Source organism: Pseudomonas sp. CFBP 5748, from assembly GCF_053850495.1.
On the sequence record NZ_JBSPTN010000002.1, the window covers coordinates 464,725 to 480,007 of the forward strand.

19 protein-coding genes are annotated in these 15,283 nt (G+C 59.7%); 11 read left to right on the forward strand and 8 right to left on the reverse strand.

The window, feature by feature from the left end; translation table 11 throughout:
• Positions 1-7: 7 nt before the first annotated feature.
• Both ACWNZ1_RS06670 and ACWNZ1_RS06675 read left to right on the forward strand, forming a co-directional pair.
• Positions 8-1,570, forward strand: a complete 1,563-nt coding sequence (locus tag ACWNZ1_RS06670) for an EAL domain-containing protein (protein ID WP_135844928.1) — start codon at positions 8-10, stop codon at positions 1,568-1,570.
• A gap of 205 nt (positions 1,571-1,775) precedes the next feature.
• On the forward strand, positions 1,776-2,141 hold the full coding sequence (locus tag ACWNZ1_RS06675) for a histone-like nucleoid-structuring protein, MvaT/MvaU family (protein ID WP_135844927.1): 366 nt from the start codon (positions 1,776-1,778) through the stop codon (positions 2,139-2,141).
• A 93-nt stretch (positions 2,142-2,234) separates the two neighbouring features.
• On the opposite strand, the gene ACWNZ1_RS06680 is transcribed toward ACWNZ1_RS06675, so the two are convergent.
• Positions 2,235-2,771: a DUF4946 domain-containing protein gene (locus tag ACWNZ1_RS06680; RefSeq protein WP_135847979.1), complete on the reverse strand. Its 537-nt coding sequence runs from the start codon at positions 2,769-2,771 to the stop codon at positions 2,235-2,237.
• A 193-nt stretch (positions 2,772-2,964) separates the two neighbouring features.
• Here ACWNZ1_RS06680 and gloA point away from each other — a divergent pair, with 193 nt between their 5' ends.
• Positions 2,965-3,486 (forward strand): lactoylglutathione lyase, encoded by a 522-nt coding sequence (gloA, locus tag ACWNZ1_RS06685; protein ID WP_135844926.1) that lies wholly within the window; start codon positions 2,965-2,967, stop codon positions 3,484-3,486.
• Between the two features lie 182 nt (positions 3,487-3,668).
• On the opposite strand, the gene ahpF is transcribed toward gloA, so the two are convergent.
• The 4 genes from ahpF to galU all read right to left on the reverse strand — a co-directional run bounded on the left by ahpF (position 3,669) and on the right by galU (position 8,533).
• Positions 3,669-5,231 (reverse strand): alkyl hydroperoxide reductase subunit F, encoded by a 1,563-nt coding sequence (gene ahpF, locus ACWNZ1_RS06690; protein WP_256452649.1) that lies wholly within the window; start codon positions 5,229-5,231, stop codon positions 3,669-3,671.
• 124 nt (positions 5,232-5,355) lie between these two features.
• Complete coding sequence (ahpC, locus tag ACWNZ1_RS06695) at positions 5,356-5,919, reverse strand: alkyl hydroperoxide reductase subunit C (protein ID WP_135844924.1); 564 nt, start codon at positions 5,917-5,919, stop codon at positions 5,356-5,358.
• Positions 5,920-6,094: 175 nt separating this feature from the next.
• Positions 6,095-7,453 (reverse strand): glutathione-disulfide reductase, encoded by a 1,359-nt coding sequence (gene gorA, locus ACWNZ1_RS06700; RefSeq protein ID WP_135844923.1) that lies wholly within the window; start codon positions 7,451-7,453, stop codon positions 6,095-6,097.
• Positions 7,454-7,693: 240 nt separating this feature from the next.
• Complete coding sequence (gene galU / locus ACWNZ1_RS06705; protein ID WP_007900040.1) at positions 7,694-8,533, reverse strand: UTP--glucose-1-phosphate uridylyltransferase GalU; 840 nt, start codon at positions 8,531-8,533, stop codon at positions 7,694-7,696.
• A 234-nt stretch (positions 8,534-8,767) separates the two neighbouring features.
• Here galU and ACWNZ1_RS06710 point away from each other — a divergent pair, with 234 nt between their 5' ends.
• Together ACWNZ1_RS06710 and ACWNZ1_RS06715 are read left to right on the forward strand one after the other, a co-directional pair.
• Positions 8,768-8,983 (forward strand): hypothetical protein, encoded by a 216-nt coding sequence (locus ACWNZ1_RS06710; protein ID WP_135844922.1) that lies wholly within the window; start codon positions 8,768-8,770, stop codon positions 8,981-8,983.
• Positions 8,984-9,098: 115 nt separating this feature from the next.
• A complete protein-coding gene (locus ACWNZ1_RS06715) occupies positions 9,099-9,380 on the forward strand; it encodes a hypothetical protein (RefSeq protein WP_135844921.1) in 282 nt (93 codons plus the stop codon).
• 4 nt (positions 9,381-9,384) lie between these two features.
• Here ACWNZ1_RS06715 and ACWNZ1_RS06720 read toward each other — a convergent pair whose 3' ends face one another.
• Together ACWNZ1_RS06720 and ACWNZ1_RS06725 are read right to left on the reverse strand one after the other, a co-directional pair.
• Positions 9,385-9,615, reverse strand: a complete 231-nt coding sequence (locus ACWNZ1_RS06720; RefSeq protein ID WP_135844920.1) for a hypothetical protein — start codon at positions 9,613-9,615, stop codon at positions 9,385-9,387.
• Positions 9,616-9,718: 103 nt separating this feature from the next.
• Positions 9,719-10,069 (reverse strand): hypothetical protein, encoded by a 351-nt coding sequence (locus ACWNZ1_RS06725; RefSeq protein WP_135844919.1) that lies wholly within the window; start codon positions 10,067-10,069, stop codon positions 9,719-9,721.
• A gap of 204 nt (positions 10,070-10,273) precedes the next feature.
• Between ACWNZ1_RS06725 and ACWNZ1_RS06730 the strand changes: the two genes are divergently transcribed.
• The 5 genes from ACWNZ1_RS06730 (at position 10,274) to ada (ending at position 13,526) form a co-directional block, all read left to right on the forward strand.
• Positions 10,274-10,576, forward strand: a complete 303-nt coding sequence (locus tag ACWNZ1_RS06730; RefSeq protein WP_003182962.1) for a DUF1883 domain-containing protein — start codon at positions 10,274-10,276, stop codon at positions 10,574-10,576.
• Between the two features lie 28 nt (positions 10,577-10,604).
• Positions 10,605-10,775 (forward strand): hypothetical protein, encoded by a 171-nt coding sequence (locus ACWNZ1_RS06735; RefSeq protein ID WP_178084248.1) that lies wholly within the window; start codon positions 10,605-10,607, stop codon positions 10,773-10,775.
• 193 nt (positions 10,776-10,968) lie between these two features.
• Positions 10,969-11,697: a 2OG-Fe(II) oxygenase gene (locus ACWNZ1_RS06740; protein WP_135844918.1), complete on the forward strand. Its 729-nt coding sequence runs from the start codon at positions 10,969-10,971 to the stop codon at positions 11,695-11,697.
• Positions 11,684-12,364 carry a DNA oxidative demethylase AlkB gene (gene alkB, locus ACWNZ1_RS06745; protein WP_456027506.1) on the forward strand — a complete coding sequence of 227 codons (681 nt, stop codon included), beginning with the start codon at positions 11,684-11,686 and terminating at the stop codon, positions 12,362-12,364. The genes ACWNZ1_RS06740 and alkB overlap by 14 nt, the downstream gene beginning before the upstream one ends.
• Before the next feature lie 88 nt (positions 12,365-12,452).
• A complete protein-coding gene (gene ada, locus ACWNZ1_RS06750) occupies positions 12,453-13,526 on the forward strand; it encodes a bifunctional DNA-binding transcriptional regulator/O6-methylguanine-DNA methyltransferase Ada (protein WP_135844916.1) in 1,074 nt (357 codons plus the stop codon).
• On the opposite strand, the gene ACWNZ1_RS06755 is transcribed toward ada, so the two are convergent.
• Positions 13,490-13,978 (reverse strand): GyrI-like domain-containing protein, encoded by a 489-nt coding sequence (locus ACWNZ1_RS06755; protein ID WP_256452647.1) that lies wholly within the window; start codon positions 13,976-13,978, stop codon positions 13,490-13,492. The two genes, ada and ACWNZ1_RS06755, sit on opposite strands and share 37 nt — an antisense overlap.
• A 148-nt stretch (positions 13,979-14,126) precedes the next feature.
• Here ACWNZ1_RS06755 and ACWNZ1_RS06760 point away from each other — a divergent pair, with 148 nt between their 5' ends.
• Positions 14,127-15,200, forward strand: a complete 1,074-nt coding sequence (locus ACWNZ1_RS06760; protein ID WP_135844914.1) for an NAD(P)H-dependent flavin oxidoreductase — start codon at positions 14,127-14,129, stop codon at positions 15,198-15,200.
• Positions 15,201-15,283: the final 83 nt, after the last annotated feature.

The window sequence follows — 15,283 nt, forward strand, 5'->3', positions numbered from 1 at the left end:
TGTGCAGATGCCCTTGACCGCCACACGCTCGCGCACGCGGCCCCGTCGCTACCTGATCACCCTGCTCTGCGGCCTGCTGCCGATATTGTCTGGGCTGGGCATCCTGTACATGCAGGCCGAACGGACGCTGGAGCAACACACCCGGCAGACTGCCCAAGAGCTGGTCCAGCAGGTCGAGTTGATGCTCGACAACACCGCGTTGTCGTCTCGTGAATTGCTGCCCCTGGCCGGCCAGCCTTGCGAGGCGGTCAAGCTGGCGTTACGCGAACAAGTGACACGACGGCCCTTTGTCCGTTCGACCAACCTGGTACGAGACAACACCCTGTATTGCAGTTCGTTGTTCGGCGCCTTCGAGGAAAAGGTCAATCCGGACGATTACCACCAGGGCACGTTGTGGCTCATGAATGGCAACCCAGTCACGCCCGACACCGCGCTGCTGATCTACCGGCTCAACGAGGGCCAGCAAGGCGTATTGGCGACCCTCGACGGTTATTACCTGGCCAATGCCCTGCATCTGATTGGCGGCCAGACTCGACTGCGGCTACAAGTAGGATCGAACTGGCTGGCGGCGGACGGCAAGGTCCGACAAACCCCACTGCCCGCGCTGCTGGTTGCCCAGAGCGGCCTGGCCTCATCACGCTACCCATTCAATGTTGAAGCCGGCTTTGATGAGGGGGAAGTCTGGCGTTACATGGCCCGGGAGTATCCACCGCTGTTCAGCCTGCTGATCTTCTTCGGTGCCATCGCCGCAGCACTCGGACACTGGCTGCAACAACGCACCTCCTCTCCCAGTCGTGAACTGCAACGGGCCCTGGAAGCCGGAGAGTTCGTTCCGTACCTGCAACCGATCGTGCATAGCGACAGCAAGCGCTGGGCTGGCGTTGAAGTGCTGATGCGCTGGAACCATCCCACCGAAGGCCTGGTACGCCCGGACCTGTTTATTCCGTTCGCCGAACACAACGGCTTGATCGTGCCGATGACCCGGGCATTGATGCAGCAAACCCTGCAGTTGCTGGTACCGCTGACTCCTCTGCTGGAAGCGCCGTTTCATGTCGGCATCAACATCACCGCTCGCCACTGCCAGGATCTGGCGCTGGTGGACGATTGCCGCCGGTTTCTCGATGCCTTCCCACCGGGTGCGATTGCACTGGTGCTGGAGCTGACCGAGCGCGAACTGATCGAACCTACGCCCATCACCCACCAATTGTTCGAACAGTTGCATGGGCTGGGGGTGAAGATCGCCATCGACGATTTCGGCACCGGACATTCCAGCCTGGGTTATTTGCGTCAGTTCAATGTGGACTTCCTGAAGATCGACCAGAGCTTTGTCGCGATGATCGGTGCCGACGCCCTGTCGCGCCACATCCTCGACAGCATCATCGAACTGTCGGGCAAGCTGGACCTGAATATGGTTGCCGAAGGCGTCGAAACCGTCGAACAAAGCGACTACCTGGCGGCCCACGGGGTGAACTTCCTACAGGGCTTTCTATTTGGTCGACCGATTAGCGGGCAGGACTTCATTGAGGCCTTGACCGCCCTTAATGGCAATTACCCGCCGCCGGGCTATTGACGATGACCCGCCGACGGATAAAAACGTTTGCTGTTGTTACATAACGAAAAAGTTACGATTTACACTTTCCTGATTAACTACTACAATTTTTTTACCTGTGCTAGACAGCAGGAGAGTCATTTATCACCGAGTCGCTTCAAGGCACTTGGCTTATAGCTTTGTTTGCGGTTGGTATCAGCCAAACATTCTGATTGGAGTAACGATTTTGTCCAGACTCGCTGAATTTCGTGCAGCCGAAAAGGCCCTTCAAGAGCAGCTCAAGCAGCTGGAATCGCTGAAGAACGATGCCGGGCTCAAGAAAGAAATCGAATTCGAAGAAAAGCTCCAGGGACTGATGAAAACCTACGGCAAGAGCCTGCGCGACATCGTCGCGATCCTCGATCCGAACCCGTCCAAGACCAGCCTGCAATCGACCAAGCCCGTTAAGACCCGGCGTGCGCGAGTGGTGAAGGTTTACCAGAACCCGCATACCGGTGAGTTGATCGAAACCAAGGGCGGCAACCATCGCGGCCTGAAAGCCTGGAAAGAACAATACGGTGCGGGCACCGTTGATTCCTGGTTGCGTGGTTGAAATCTCCTGGATGAAAAAAAGCCCTGAGTACATTCAGGGCTTTTTTATGGGATCAACTTCTGGATCACACCATGGCGTATTGCGCTGCTCGCCTTATAGTTTCAGGCTCTTTCGTACCGACTGTATTTCATCCTGACTTTCAACAAACACCTGCGCCTGTCCCGCATAGGACAGCACATAAGCCCGGCCCTCATTTAGTGCCGCGACGAGAGTCTGAGACAACACATGTCGGCCGTTCTGCGTGATTGTGCAAGTGGTTTCCAAGGCCGTGACCTCGCCCAACATGGAAGAATGAATCCTGTTACACACACTTTGATAACCGCCCTGGAAAAAATCCTTTTGGATTGACTTACGCATTTCCAGTAAAACGCCTTCTAAGTTGACTTGATGATCGGGCCCGACGGGCGTTGCGGTCAGTTCCATGACCATGACCGCATTGCCCGCAGAATCGCTTTTGGTCGCGCGTTGTCGAGTGGTTCCCGGCGCCGCCGTCGGCGCAGGTGCATCGGCGGGCAGCGGCTCGACGACCCAACCCGCTGGCCATGCGACCTGCGGCTGGCCTGCCTGGACGCCGACACTCGCAGCGGTGGCCAACAGCAGGACAAACAGCGAAAGAAACAGTCGAATCATTGCGTTGCACTCAAGGACGAAGCGTAAAGTCTGAAGCCCGCCGCAGAACCAGGCAATAGCCACACGCGGTTTGGCGATGCCACGTCCCTTGCGTATCATGGGCGCACCTGCATGGAAGCCATCTGACGCAAGCCCAGGAACCGTCACAGCACATTTGCGACGCCGTTTGCCCCACTTATTCTCCGGAGGGCCCATGAGCCTGCAAGAACTCAATACTTTCCCTGGCGTCACCGCACAACCTGACGCCGCCACCGCCAAATTCGTTTTCAACCACACCATGCTGCGGGTCAAGGACATCACCCAGTCACTGGATTTCTACACCCGCGTGCTGGGTTTTTCGCTGGTGGAGAAGCGCGACTTCCCGGAAGCTGAATTCAGCTTGTATTTCCTGGCCCTGGTGGACAAGAGCCAGATTCCAGCAGAAGCCGACGCACGTACCGAATGGATGAAGTCGATCCCTGGCATCCTCGAGCTGACCCACAACCACGGCACCGAAAGTGATCCGGCATTCGCCTATCACAACGGCAACACCGACCCGCGCGGCTTCGGCCACATCTGCATCTCGGTGCCGGACATCGTCGCGGCCTGCGAGCGCTTCGAAGCACTGGGCTGCGATTTCCAGAAGCGCCTGAGCGACGGCCGCATGAAAAGCCTGGCGTTCATCAAAGACCCGGATGGCTACTGGGTTGAAATCATCCAGCCTGCGCCGCTGTAAACCTCACCACCATCCCCCTGTGGGAGCGAGCTTGCTCGCGATGACGGCGGTGCATTCAACATGAATGCAGGCTGAACCACCGCTATCGCGAGCAAGCTCGCTCCCACAGAGTGACGCTTGATCCAAAATAAAACCCCATGAGCCATGGCCCATGGGGTTTTGTTTTTTCCGCTATCGGCTGTTTACGCCGGCGCAGAGGTACGGATCAGGTGGTCGAAGGCGCTCAGCGAAGCCTTGGCCCCCTCGCCCACGGCGATCACGATCTGCTTGTACGGCACGGTGGTCACGTCACCGGCGGCGAATACCCCCGGGATCGAGGTTTCACCACGGGCATCAACGATGATCTCGCCACGCGGCGACAGCTCGACGGTGCCTTTGAGCCAATCGGTGTTGGGTAACAGGCCGATCTGCACAAAGATCCCTTCCAGCGCCACATCGCGCACTTCACCACTTGGACGGTCCTTGTAGCGCAAGCCGTTGACCTTCTGGCCATCGCCCGTCACTTCGGTAGTCTGGGCGTTGGTGATCACCGTCACGTTCGGCAGGCTGTGCAGCTTGCGTTGCAACACCGCGTCGGCACGCAATTGCACATCGAACTCCAGCAGGGTGACATGGGCCACGATACCGGCCAGGTCGATGGCCGCTTCGACGCCGGAGTTACCGCCGCCAATCACCGCCACGCGCTTGCCTTTGAACAACGGACCGTCACAGTGCGGGCAGTACGCCACACCCTTGTTGCGATATTGCTGCTCACCTGGCACGTTCATTTCGCGCCAGCGGGCACCGGTCGCCAGGATCACGGTCTTGGCCTTGAGGCTCGCACCGCTGGCGAATCTGATTTCGTGCAGCGCGCCATCCTTGCCAGACACCAATGCATCGGCGCGTTGCAGGTTCATGATGTCCACGTCGTACTGCTTGACGTGCTCTTCCAGGGCGACAGCCAGTTTCGGCCCTTCGGTTTCCTGGACCGAGATGAAGTTCTCGATGGCCATGGTGTCGAGCACCTGACCGCCGAAACGCTCGGCCGCGACACCGGTGCGGATGCCTTTACGGGCCGCGTAGATCGCCGCTGAAGCACCGGCCGGGCCACCGCCAACCACCAGCACATCAAAAGCCTCTTTGGCGCTGATCTTCTCGGCCTGGCGTTCGATGCCGCTGGTGTCGATCTTGGCAAGAATCTCCTCCAGGCCCATGCGGCCCTGGCCAAAGTTCACACCGTTCAGGTAAACGCTCGGCACGGCCATGATCTGGCGTTCATCGACTTCGGCCTGGAACAGCGCGCCATCGATAGCGACGTGACGAATGTTCGGGTTGAGCACCGCCATCAGGTTCAGCGCCTGGACCACGTCCGGGCAGTTCTGGCACGACAGCGAAAAATACGTCTCGAAGTTGAACTCACCTTTAAGGGAGCAAATCTGTTCAATGACTTCGACACTGGCCTTCGAAGGGTGGCCGCCGACTTGCAGCAAGGCCAACACCAGCGAAGTGAATTCGTGCCCCATGGGGATGCCGGCAAAACGCAGGCTGATATCGGCTCCCGGGCGATTCAACGAAAACGATGGCTTGCGCCCGTCGGTGCCGTTGTCGAGCAAGGTAATCTGGTCGCAAAGACTGGCAACGTCTTTGAGTAACGCAAGCATTTCCTGGGATTTCGCACCGTCGTCGAGGGAGGCGACGATCTCGATCGGCTGGGTGACCCGTTCCAGGTATGACTTCAACTGAGCTTTAAGATTGGCGTCCAACATACGGGCGATTTCCATTTTTTGATTTTCAGAAAAAACAACGCCCGAGCGAATCTCGCCCAGGCGTTTTTTGGGGCGAAGCGGCTTGCTTGATTAAGAGCGAATCGCCCTCGAATGACTCACAGGTTTAGATCTTGCCGACCAGGTCCAGGGACGGAGCCAGGGTGGCCTCGCCTTCTTTCCACTTGGCTGGGCAGACTTCACCCGGGTGAGCGGCAACGTACTGAGCGGCCTTGACCTTGCGCAGCAGCTCGGAAGCGTCACGGCCTACACCGCCGTCGTTGATTTCAACGATCTTGATCTGGCCTTGTGGGTTGATCACGAAGGTACCGCGGTCAGCCAGGCCGACTTCTTCGATCAGCACGTCGAAGTTGCGGGAGATAACGTGGGTCGGGTCGCCGATCATGGTGTACTGGATCTTGCCGATGGCTGGCGAAGTGTTGTGCCAGGCCGCGTGGGCAAAGTGGGTGTCGGTCGACACGCTGTAGACTTCGACGCCCAGTTTCTGGAATTCGGCGTAGTTGTCGGCCAGGTCTTCCAGCTCGGTTGGGCAAACGAAGGTGAAGTCAGCTGGGTAGAAGAACACGACAGACCACTTGCCCTTCAGGTTGGCGTCCGATACTTCGACGAATTCGCCGTTTTTGAAGGCGGTAGCGTTGAACGGTTTAACTTGGCTGTTGATGATAGGCATCGATGTTTCTCCATCAGGGTTGAAAAGTTGATGGAGGGAATCTTATCCACTCATTCCTGGGCTGGCTCATTGGCAAACCTCATGTGAATGATTGGTTTTGGCTATCAGCAGCTAAATCAATAGAAGAAAACTTAATATGGCGAGCAAGCGCGCTCGCCATATGTTCGCTTGGTGATCAGGAGGCTACGGGGGTACGCATGGTGACGAATTCCTCGGCGGCGGTTGGATGCACGCCGATGGTTTCGTCGAAATCACGCTTGGTGGCGCCGGCCTTGAGGGCGATGGCCAAGCCTTGGACGATTTCCCCGGCATCCGGCCCGACCATATGGCAACCCAGCACCTTGTCGGTCTTGGCATTCACCACCAGTTTCATCAGGGTGCGCTCCTGGCATTCGGTCAAGCTCAGCTTCATCGGCCGGAAGCGGCTTTCGAATATCTCAACCTCATGGCCCTCCTCCCTGGCCTGCTCTTCGGTCAGACCCACGGTGCCGATGTTCGGCAGGCTGAACACGGCGGTGGGAATCATCCGGTAATCCACCAGGCGATACTGCTCAGGCTTGAACAGACGCCGCGCCACCGCCATGCCTTCGGCCAAGGCAACGGGGGTGAGCTGGACGCGACCGATCACGTCGCCAATGGCCAGGATCGACGGTTCAGTGGTCTCGTATTTTTCGTTGACCACGACAAAACCCTTCTCGTCCACTGTGACAGCGGTGTTCTCCAGGCCAAGATTGTCGAGCATCGGTCGCCGGCCAGTGGCGTAGAACACGCAATCGGTGATCAACGTCTTGCCATCCTTGAGCTCTACCCTGAGGCTGCCATCGTCCAGTTTTTCGATGGATTTGATGTCCGCGTTGAATTGCAGATCCAGGCCACGCCGGGTCAGCTCTTCCGCCAGGTGCTTGCGCACCGCACCGTCAAAGCCGCGCAGGAACAGGTCACCGCGATACAGCAGTGACGTCTGCGCGCCCATGCCGTGGAAAATCCCGGCGAACTCCACCGCAATGTAGCCGCCGCCCACCACGATGACGCGCTTGGGCAGTTCCTTGAGGAAAAACGCCTCGTTGGAGCTGATGGCATGCTCGCGCCCCGGAATGTCCGGGATCACCGGCCAGCCGCCGGTGGCGATCATGATGTGCTTGGCGGTATAGCGTTGGTCGTTGATCTCGACCTCATGGGGCCCGGTGATTTTCGCGTGACCTTCGTGCAGCACAACGCCGCTGTTGACCAGCAGGTTGCGATAAATCCCGTTGAGGCGATTGATTTCCCGGTCCTTGTTGGCGATCAGCGTGGCCCAGTCAAAACTCGGCTCCCCCGCCGTCCAACCATAGGCCGACGCTTGCTCGAAATCCTCGGCGTAATGCGCGCCGTAGACCAGCAGCTTCTTGGGCACGCACCCCACGTTCACGCAGGTGCCACCCAGGTAGCGGCTCTCCGCCACGGCCACTTTCGCGCCAAAACCGGCCGCGAACCGCGCCGCCCGCACACCGCCGGAACCGGCGCCAATCACATACAAGTCAAAATCGTAGGCCATCTCTATCTCCTTCGGCAGGCCATCAGCATACCCGCTGTTTTCACCTGAGGCAGCGTTGCGATGGTTATGGGGGCGGAAAATGGAAAAGCCAGCTGGACTGGATCGAATTGGCAGCAATGCTCAAGTTAAGCGCACTCCCACAGGGGGGTTTGCTTGTGTGATCTGCGAGCAACTTTTCCCCGGGCAAAAAAAACGCCCCGAACCAGTCGGGGCGTTTTTTTCAAGGCATGGCCCAGGCTATCAGTAAGCCTTGCCCGTCTTGTAGAAGTTCTCGAAGCAGAAGTTGGTCGCGTCGATGTAGCCTTCGGCGCCGCCGCAGTCGAAACGCTTGCCTTTGAACTTGTAGGCCATGACGCAGCCGTTCTGGGCCTGCTTCATCAGGGCGTCGGTGATCTGGATTTCGCCGCCCTTGCCTGGCTCGGTCTGTTCGATCAGGTCGAAGATGTCCGGGGTCAGGATGTAGCGACCGATGATCGCCAGGTTCGACGGTGCATCTTCAGGCTTTGGTTTTTCAACCATGCTGTGGACGCGGTAGATGTCGTCGCGGATCATTTCACCAGCAATCACCCCGTACTTGTGGGTTTCCTGCGGATCGACTTCCTGGATCGCCACGATGGAGCAGCGGAACTGCTTGTACAGCTTGACCATCTGGGTCAGCACGCCGTCGCCTTCGAGGTTGACGCACAAGTCATCCGCCAGGACCACGGCGAACGGTTCGTCACCGATCAGCGGGCGGCCGGTCAGGATCGCGTGGCCCAGGCCTTTCATTTCGGTCTGGCGAGTGTAGGAGAACGAGCACTCATCCAGCAGTTTGCGGATGCCGACCAGATACTTCTCTTTGTCGGTGCCCTTGATCTGGTTTTCCAGCTCGTAGCTGATGTCGAAATGGTCTTCCAGGGCGCGTTTGCCGCGACCGGTGACGATGGAGATTTCCGTCAGGCCCGCATCGAGGGCTTCTTCGACGCCGTACTGGATCAGTGGCTTGTTCACCACCGGCAGCATTTCTTTGGGCATGGCTTTAGTCGCTGGCAGGAAGCGAGTACCGTAACCGGCTGCTGGGAACAAGCATTTCTTGATCATATAAGTCCTTGAAAAGGCGGTGTGTACGAGTTTCGGGGCAGTCTAATCAGGCGGCGGGCACCTTACAATGCCCGCACTGGCCAACCGATGCCATCATAGAGAAATAAAAAACGCCGGATAGTTCAATCGCCTTTCGTCTCGATGGGTCCGGCGGTCTCACTGTACGCCCATGAGCGCTGTTTGCGAGCATTTGACGTATCATGGCGCCCTTGATTCCGCCAACGAGGCAGTTAGATGTCGGTCACACAAAACGCAAACGGTTATTCGGTCAGCCAGGACAAGGACGGCCAATGGTGGATTATCAACTACCACGGCGAGCAGGTCGCCGGCCCCCTGCCCAGCAAGTCGATGGCGGTAGAAGTGGCGGCGGTATTCCAGGACGACCGCTCGGCCCCGGCGACCAAGGAACGTGAAACGGCCCCGGCCCGCAGCCCTCGCCGCAAGAAGTAAACAGACACGCCTCAAGTAAATGACGCACGGCATTGAACGGGGCTTTGTTTATCTGTACCGGAATGGCCATTCGCTATACTCTCGGGCCTGCCCCTCCCTTCTTGATGACGATTCGATGAAAACACTTCTGGCGCTGTTTGCCGTCCTGGCCTTGGCGGGCTGTGCCTCTGCCGAAAAAACCTACTTGAACAATGGCGAACAGGGGCTGACCATCGATTGCTCCGGCGAAGCCAATTCCTGGGCCACCTGCTATGAAAAGGCTGATGCATCCTGTGCCGGTACTGGCTACCGCATCGTCGGCACCGATGGCACGCCGCAAGCCAAGGAAAGCGAAAAGACCCTGGGGGTCGATGTCGGCAACTACACCAGCCGCAGCGTCCTGGTCGTGTGCAAGTAAATAACTAGATATGGATCTCGGCGAATTTGATCCCCAAGCCACGTATGGTCTCGATCAAATCGTCGAGACGGCTGAAAGACTCGACTTCGTCCTGCTCATCCACCAGGAAAAAACTGCGCCCGGCGCTTTTTTTGAAGAAGACGATCCATTCGCCCGGGCTCGCCGGGTTCTGAATCACATGGGTGGCAGATATAAGACCTTCTGCATGGCGCTCCCGCACCTGCTCGCGTTTCATCGACTGACTCCATAAATGACAATGCCGCCAACGTTGACCGTGGCGGCATTTTTTGTCGAGGGCAATAGTTTATCCGATGCCCGGCCCGCTCGTCAGGTCGCGCTCAGCCGGAAATGCAGGCGTTGGCGGCATCCTGCACATCGCCTGGGCGCACCGGCACATTGGATAGGCTTTCGTGCAGCTTGATGCTGCTGCCACTGGAGCGCTCGTCAATGTCGAACACCGCCGCCGGCAGGGCCGACAGTTTGCCCGGCACAATCAACCGCACGCCGTTCTTGTGCGGTTCCATTTGCAGCGGGCCACGGCTGCTGGCCAGCTTGTCGGACACGCACTTGGCATATTCATGGGGCTTCTTTCCGGAGATGACGCTCATGGTGGGCGGCGTCTGGTTGATGTCCGATACCGATGCACATCCACTCATTGCCAATGCCAACACCCACACGCTGCGCTTCATATGATTCCTCCATTAAAGACCCTCCGACAGTGCAGACGCCGTTTTTCTCCGGGGCCGCACCGCTTTTTTTTATCCCGCTTCCTGCGATAAATGATCAAAGCCTGGAGCGCGGGCCGGATATTAACACTCGGGGCTGATAAACTGCGCATCATTGCCCCTTGCTATCGTTTTGATTTTGTAGAAAAAGCCCTTCTGGAGGCGCCCATGAAATTCATCCACCAGCGCGAGCACCTGAACGAAGACGACATCGTCGTCATCGAATGCTCCCAAATGTGCAACATCCGTTTGATGAACGACGCCAACTTCCGCAGTTTCAAGAACGGCGGCCGGCACACTTATCACGGCGGCGCGTTCGATACGTTCCCGGCCAGGATCACCGCACCAAGCACCGGTTTCTGGAATATCACCATCGACACCGTCAACCGCCGTGCAATCAGTGTTACGCGCAAGCCGACCCTGACCCACAAGATCAAGATCATCCGGCGTTCCAGCTCGAAACTGAGCTGAGCATCGCCCCTTCAAGAAAGGCAAAACCGTGGCCCAGACGACCAAATACGTCATCAAGTACAAGCTCAACGGCGAACGCCGTTTCGAGTTCGCGCAACTGCAAACCGGCACCGAGGAAGAAGCCAGGGCAGCGCTGCAGGCGTTGCACGGCCAGACCGATGATGTCATCAGCGACGTCAGTGTCAGCAAGGCGCTGTAAAGGCTCGCCCTGATTGATTTTTTGTGGCGAGGGGATTTATCCCCTCGCCACAGGGTAGGTGGTTTATCGGCTGGCATAGGGATCCAGCCCCCCCTCTTGGCGCACCGGATAAAATATTGACCGCAAGCCTCGGAGTGCCGATCGTCGGGGCACTCGCCAGACTGAGCAATCCTTTCTACCAAGGTTTGTGATCATGTCCGCTATCCTGCAAACACCCTCGCTGAACCACGCCATGGACAATCTGGACTGGCCTGCCCTGGAGCAAAACCTCGATCAGGACGGCAGCGCGATCATCCGCAACCTGCTCTCGGCCACCCAATGCCGGATGCTCAGCGGTTTGTACGCCGAGCCCGGGCTGTTTCGTTCGCGGGTAATCATGGCGCGCCACGGATTCGGGCGTGGCGAATATCAGTATTTTCGCTATCCGCTACCCGATATCGTCCAGCAACTGCGTCAGTCGCTGTATCCGCTGCTGGTGCCGCTGGCCAATCGCTGGAACGAATGCATGGGCGTCGAAGTACGCTACCCCGACGAGCACGCCGACTTTATTCAGCGCTGTCATGCCGCCGGGCAATCGCGTCCGACTCCGCTGTTACTGCAATACGGCCCGCAGGATTACAACTGCCTGCACCAGGATCTGTACGGCGAGCAGGTGTTCCCGTTGCAGGTGGCGATCCTGCTGGCGGAACCTGGCGAGGATTTTACCGGCGGCGAGTTTGTCCTCACCGAACAACGCCCGCGCATGCAGTCGCGACCACAGGTCATCGATCTGAAACAGGGCGACGCCGTGGTATTTGCCGTGCACCAACGGCCGGTCAAAGGCGTTCGCGGTTATTATCGGGTGAACATGCGCCATGGCGTCAGCCGCGTACACGGCGGCAGGCGACACACCTTGGGAATCATCTTTCATGATGCGCAATAACGACCACCCGATCACCCTGGACCTGTTCGCCGACGAGACACCGACGACGCCCGGCCAGGTCGAACGGATCGGCCAGCAATCCTTCGTGCTGCGCGGGTTCGCCCTGCCCTGGCTCGACCGGCTTCTGCCGGCGCTGGAAGCCGTCCTGCAGGCCGCGCCGTTCCGGCAAATGGTCACGCCCGGCGGCTTTACCATGTCGGTGGCGTTGAGCAGTTGCGGTGCGCTGGGCTGGACCACTGACCGCAGTGGCTATCGCTACACCGCCCATGACCCACAGACTGGTAAACCCTGGCCCGACATGCCCGTGGTGTTCCGCGAACTGGCACAGGCCGCCGCCCGGCAGGCGCAGTTCGAGCACTTCGAGCCCGATGCCTGCCTGATCAACCGCTACGTACCCGGCGCGCGGATGTCGCTGCATCAGGACAAGAACGAACGCAGCCTCAACGCCCCCATCGTCTCGATGTCCCTGGGCCTGCCGGCGGTGTTTCAGTTCGGCGGTTTCGAGCGCAGCGACAAAAGCCTGCGCATCCCGTTGTTCTATGGCGACATCGTGGTCTGGGGCGGCGTCGACCGCTTGCGCTACCACGGTGTACTGCCGCTCAAGGAAGGACAGCACCCGCGCCTGGGCGGCCAGCGGATCAACCTGACGTTTCGCACCGCCGGGTGAAGGTGCAGAATTCAACCGCAAGACCCGGAGTGTTGCCACCTCGCAGGCTCGCTACTGTAGGTAAAACGGGCCAATGGACATAACGACCATGAACAGCACTTCGAACAATCTCGCCCCTGAACTGGATCCGCGCTGGGCCGCCGTGCTCGCCCGGGATCCACGCGCCGATGGGCAATTCGTCTATGGCGTAAAAACCACCGGCATCTACTGCCACCCCAGCAGCCTGTCGCGCCTGCCCAACCCGCGTAACGTTGAATTCTTCGATACCCCGGAACAGGCCCAGGCGGCGGGCTATCGCCCCAGCAAACGCGTGGCCAGGGACCAGACCCAGGTCGCCGCCCAACAAGCAGCCCGGGTCGCGGCCGCCTGCCGGCAGATCGAAGCCGCCGAAGAACTGCCGGGCTTGAATGAACTGGCGCAAAGCGCCGGCTTGAGTCCTTTCCATTTTCATCGGGTCTTCAAGGCGATCACCGGCCTGACTCCCAAGGGCTATGCCGCCGCCCACCGCTCGCGCAGGGTCCGCGAACGCCTGGCCGATGGCGGGACGATCACTGACGCGCTGTACGACGCCGGTTTCAATTCCAACAGCCGTTTTTATGAAGCCGCCGACAAAGTCCTCGGCATGAAACCCGCCGACTACCGCGCCAAGGGGCAGAACACCGACATCCGTTTCGCCGTCGGCCAATGCTCCCTCGGGGCGATCCTGGTGGCACAAAGCGAGCGTGGCGTGTGCGCGATCCTGCTGGGAGACGACCCGGACGTGCTGGTGCGGGACCTGCAAGACAAGTTCCGTCGGGCCAACCTGATCGGCGCCGACCGCGAGTTCGAGCAGTTGATCGCCCAGGTGGTGGGCTTTATCGAAGCACCGGCCCTGGGCCTCGACCTGCCCTTGGACCTGCGCGGCACGGCGTTCCAGGAACGGGTCTGGCAGGCTTTGCGGGACATTCCAGCGGGCAGCACCGCCAGCTACGCCGAGATCGCCCAGCGCATCGGCCTGCCCAAGGCCGTGCGCGCCGTGGCACAAGCCTGCGGCGCCAACAGCCTGGCGGTGGCGATTCCCTGCCACCGGGTGGTGCGCAGCGACGGCGCCCTGTCGGGCTATCGCTGGGGCGTGGAGCGCAAGCGTCAGTTGCTGGCGCTGGAACGCTCGTCCGCGGACTGAACACCGATGTAAATCGCCACCGAATCGGGGCCGCTGTAGACCTCGAAATCGCTGGTGAAACGGCGCAGGGTTTGCGGGTTATCGGCGAAGTACGCCCAGATCAGGCCCCAGGTCTGGATCACACAATCGGGCATCGGACCCTTGGCCGAAAACACCAGGTAATCCCCGCCTTCGATGTCCACGGCGGGGTAGCCTGCGCTCGTCGCATCCACCTGCACGCCGGCGGTCACATCAAAGTAGCCGGTGGCGTCGGACTCATAATTGGAATACACGCCGTAGACGAACGACTCCGACTGCCGGGCCGGGATTTTGTCGAACAGTCCTTCGGTGAAGAACCGCTGCCACATCGGACCGATCCTTGCAGTGTCGGGTTGCTGCTCGTCGGTGTTGCGGGTGTGCACCTGCAAGCCGGCGACGGTGAAGGGTTCGACGGTCTTGAGTTTTACGTCCATGAGTCAGGCTCCTTGAAAAGTGAGGCCTGCATGGTAACCCTCCCGCCGTGGGGATCAAGTTACGGTGCGCCATTGAAAAACTCGACTGGCCCTGGCCGGGGTACACCTGCTAAAAACACGGTTTCCTTCTGCCGTCGGAGACCCGCCCATGAGCCAGTGGCCAGACACTCGCATTCTTGACCTGCTCGGAATCGAGCAGCCCATTATCCAGGGGCCGCTGGCTGGGGTGACGGGGCCGGCCATGGTGGTTGCCACTTGCAATGCCGGCGGGCTGGGTTCGATGCCGGCGGCGATGCTGGATGTCGAGCAACTGCGCCAGGCGCTGACGGCGATCCGCGAACAGACCGACAAACCGTTCAGTGTGAATTTTTTCTGTCACCAGCCGCCCGTGTTCGATGAACAGCGGGCCGAGGCCTGGAAGCAACGGCTCAAACCTTACTACGAGGAACTGGGCGCCGATTTCGCCGCGCCGACCCCGGTGTCCAACCGCACGCCGTTCGATGATGCCGCCTGCCGTGTGCTGGAAGAGATGCGTCCAAAAGTGGTCAGTTTCCACTTTGGCCTGCCGGAAAAATCCTTGCTGGATCGGGTGAAAGCCACCGGGGCGAAAATCCTCTCTTCGGCCACCACCGTGGAGGAAGCCATCTGGCTGGAACAGCACGGTTGCGATGCAATCATTGCCATGGGCTATGAAGCCGGCGGCCATCGCGGGATGTTTCTCAGTGACGACCTCAACACCCAGGTCGGCCTGTTCGCCTTGCTGCCGCAGGTGGTGGATGCGGTGAAGGTGCCGGTGATCGCGACCGGCGGCATCGGCGATGCACGGGGGATCGTCGCGGCGTTCGCCCTTGGCGCCTCAGCGGCGCAACTGGGCAGCGCTTATCTGTTCACCCCTGAGGCCAAGATCAGCGCGTCCCATCACCGGGCGCTGCGCACGGCGAAGGAAAGCCAGACGGCTGTCACCAACCTGTTCACCGGCCGCCCGGCCCGGGGCATCGTCAACCGGGTGATGCGCGAAGTGGGCCCGATGAGCCCGATGGCGCCAGCTTTTCCCTTGGCCGGCGGCGCGTTGATGCCGCTGCGGGCCAAGGATGAAGCGGACTTCAGCAACCTCTGGGCCGGCCAGGCATTCCCCCTGGGGCGCGAGTTGTCGAGCGCCGAGTTGACCCGACAACTGGCCGAGGAGGCGCTGGCCCAACTGAACAGCCGTGGTCGGTCCTGACGGTCGTCACCGCCTGTCAGGCCGCCATGGCGGCGGCCCTCTCACCTTTCCTGTTGTTGATCCCCGACAAAATGCCACGTTCC

Excerpts from the sequence above, each read along its gene's own strand:
- ACWNZ1_RS06670 (WP_135844928.1), top strand. The coding sequence starts at position 8 with ATGCCCTTGACCGCCACACGCTCGCGCACGCGGCCCCGTCGCTACCTG.
- ACWNZ1_RS06680 (WP_135847979.1), bottom strand. The coding sequence starts at position 2,771 with ATGATTCGACTGTTTCTTTCGCTGTTTGTCCTGCTGTTGGCCACCGCT.
- gloA (WP_135844926.1), top strand. The coding sequence starts at position 2,965 with ATGAGCCTGCAAGAACTCAATACTTTCCCTGGCGTCACCGCACAACCT.
- ahpF (WP_256452649.1), bottom strand. The coding sequence starts at position 5,231 with ATGTTGGACGCCAATCTTAAAGCTCAGTTGAAGTCATACCTGGAACGG.
- ahpC (WP_135844924.1), bottom strand. The coding sequence starts at position 5,919 with ATGCCTATCATCAACAGCCAAGTTAAACCGTTCAACGCTACCGCCTTC.
- gorA (WP_135844923.1), bottom strand. The coding sequence starts at position 7,453 with ATGGCCTACGATTTTGACTTGTATGTGATTGGCGCCGGTTCCGGCGGT.
- galU (WP_007900040.1), bottom strand. The coding sequence starts at position 8,533 with ATGATCAAGAAATGCTTGTTCCCAGCAGCCGGTTACGGTACTCGCTTC.
- ACWNZ1_RS06710 (WP_135844922.1), top strand. The coding sequence starts at position 8,768 with ATGTCGGTCACACAAAACGCAAACGGTTATTCGGTCAGCCAGGACAAG.
- ACWNZ1_RS06715 (WP_135844921.1), top strand. The coding sequence starts at position 9,099 with ATGAAAACACTTCTGGCGCTGTTTGCCGTCCTGGCCTTGGCGGGCTGT.
- ACWNZ1_RS06720 (WP_135844920.1), bottom strand. The coding sequence starts at position 9,615 with ATGAAACGCGAGCAGGTGCGGGAGCGCCATGCAGAAGGTCTTATATCT.
- ACWNZ1_RS06725 (WP_135844919.1), bottom strand. The coding sequence starts at position 10,069 with ATGAAGCGCAGCGTGTGGGTGTTGGCATTGGCAATGAGTGGATGTGCA.
- ACWNZ1_RS06730 (WP_003182962.1), top strand. The coding sequence starts at position 10,274 with ATGAAATTCATCCACCAGCGCGAGCACCTGAACGAAGACGACATCGTC.
- ACWNZ1_RS06740 (WP_135844918.1), top strand. The coding sequence starts at position 10,969 with ATGTCCGCTATCCTGCAAACACCCTCGCTGAACCACGCCATGGACAAT.
- alkB (WP_456027506.1), top strand. The coding sequence starts at position 11,684 with ATGATGCGCAATAACGACCACCCGATCACCCTGGACCTGTTCGCCGAC.
- ada (WP_135844916.1), top strand. The coding sequence starts at position 12,453 with ATGAACAGCACTTCGAACAATCTCGCCCCTGAACTGGATCCGCGCTGG.
- ACWNZ1_RS06755 (WP_256452647.1), bottom strand. The coding sequence starts at position 13,978 with ATGGACGTAAAACTCAAGACCGTCGAACCCTTCACCGTCGCCGGCTTG.
- ACWNZ1_RS06760 (WP_135844914.1), top strand. The coding sequence starts at position 14,127 with ATGAGCCAGTGGCCAGACACTCGCATTCTTGACCTGCTCGGAATCGAG.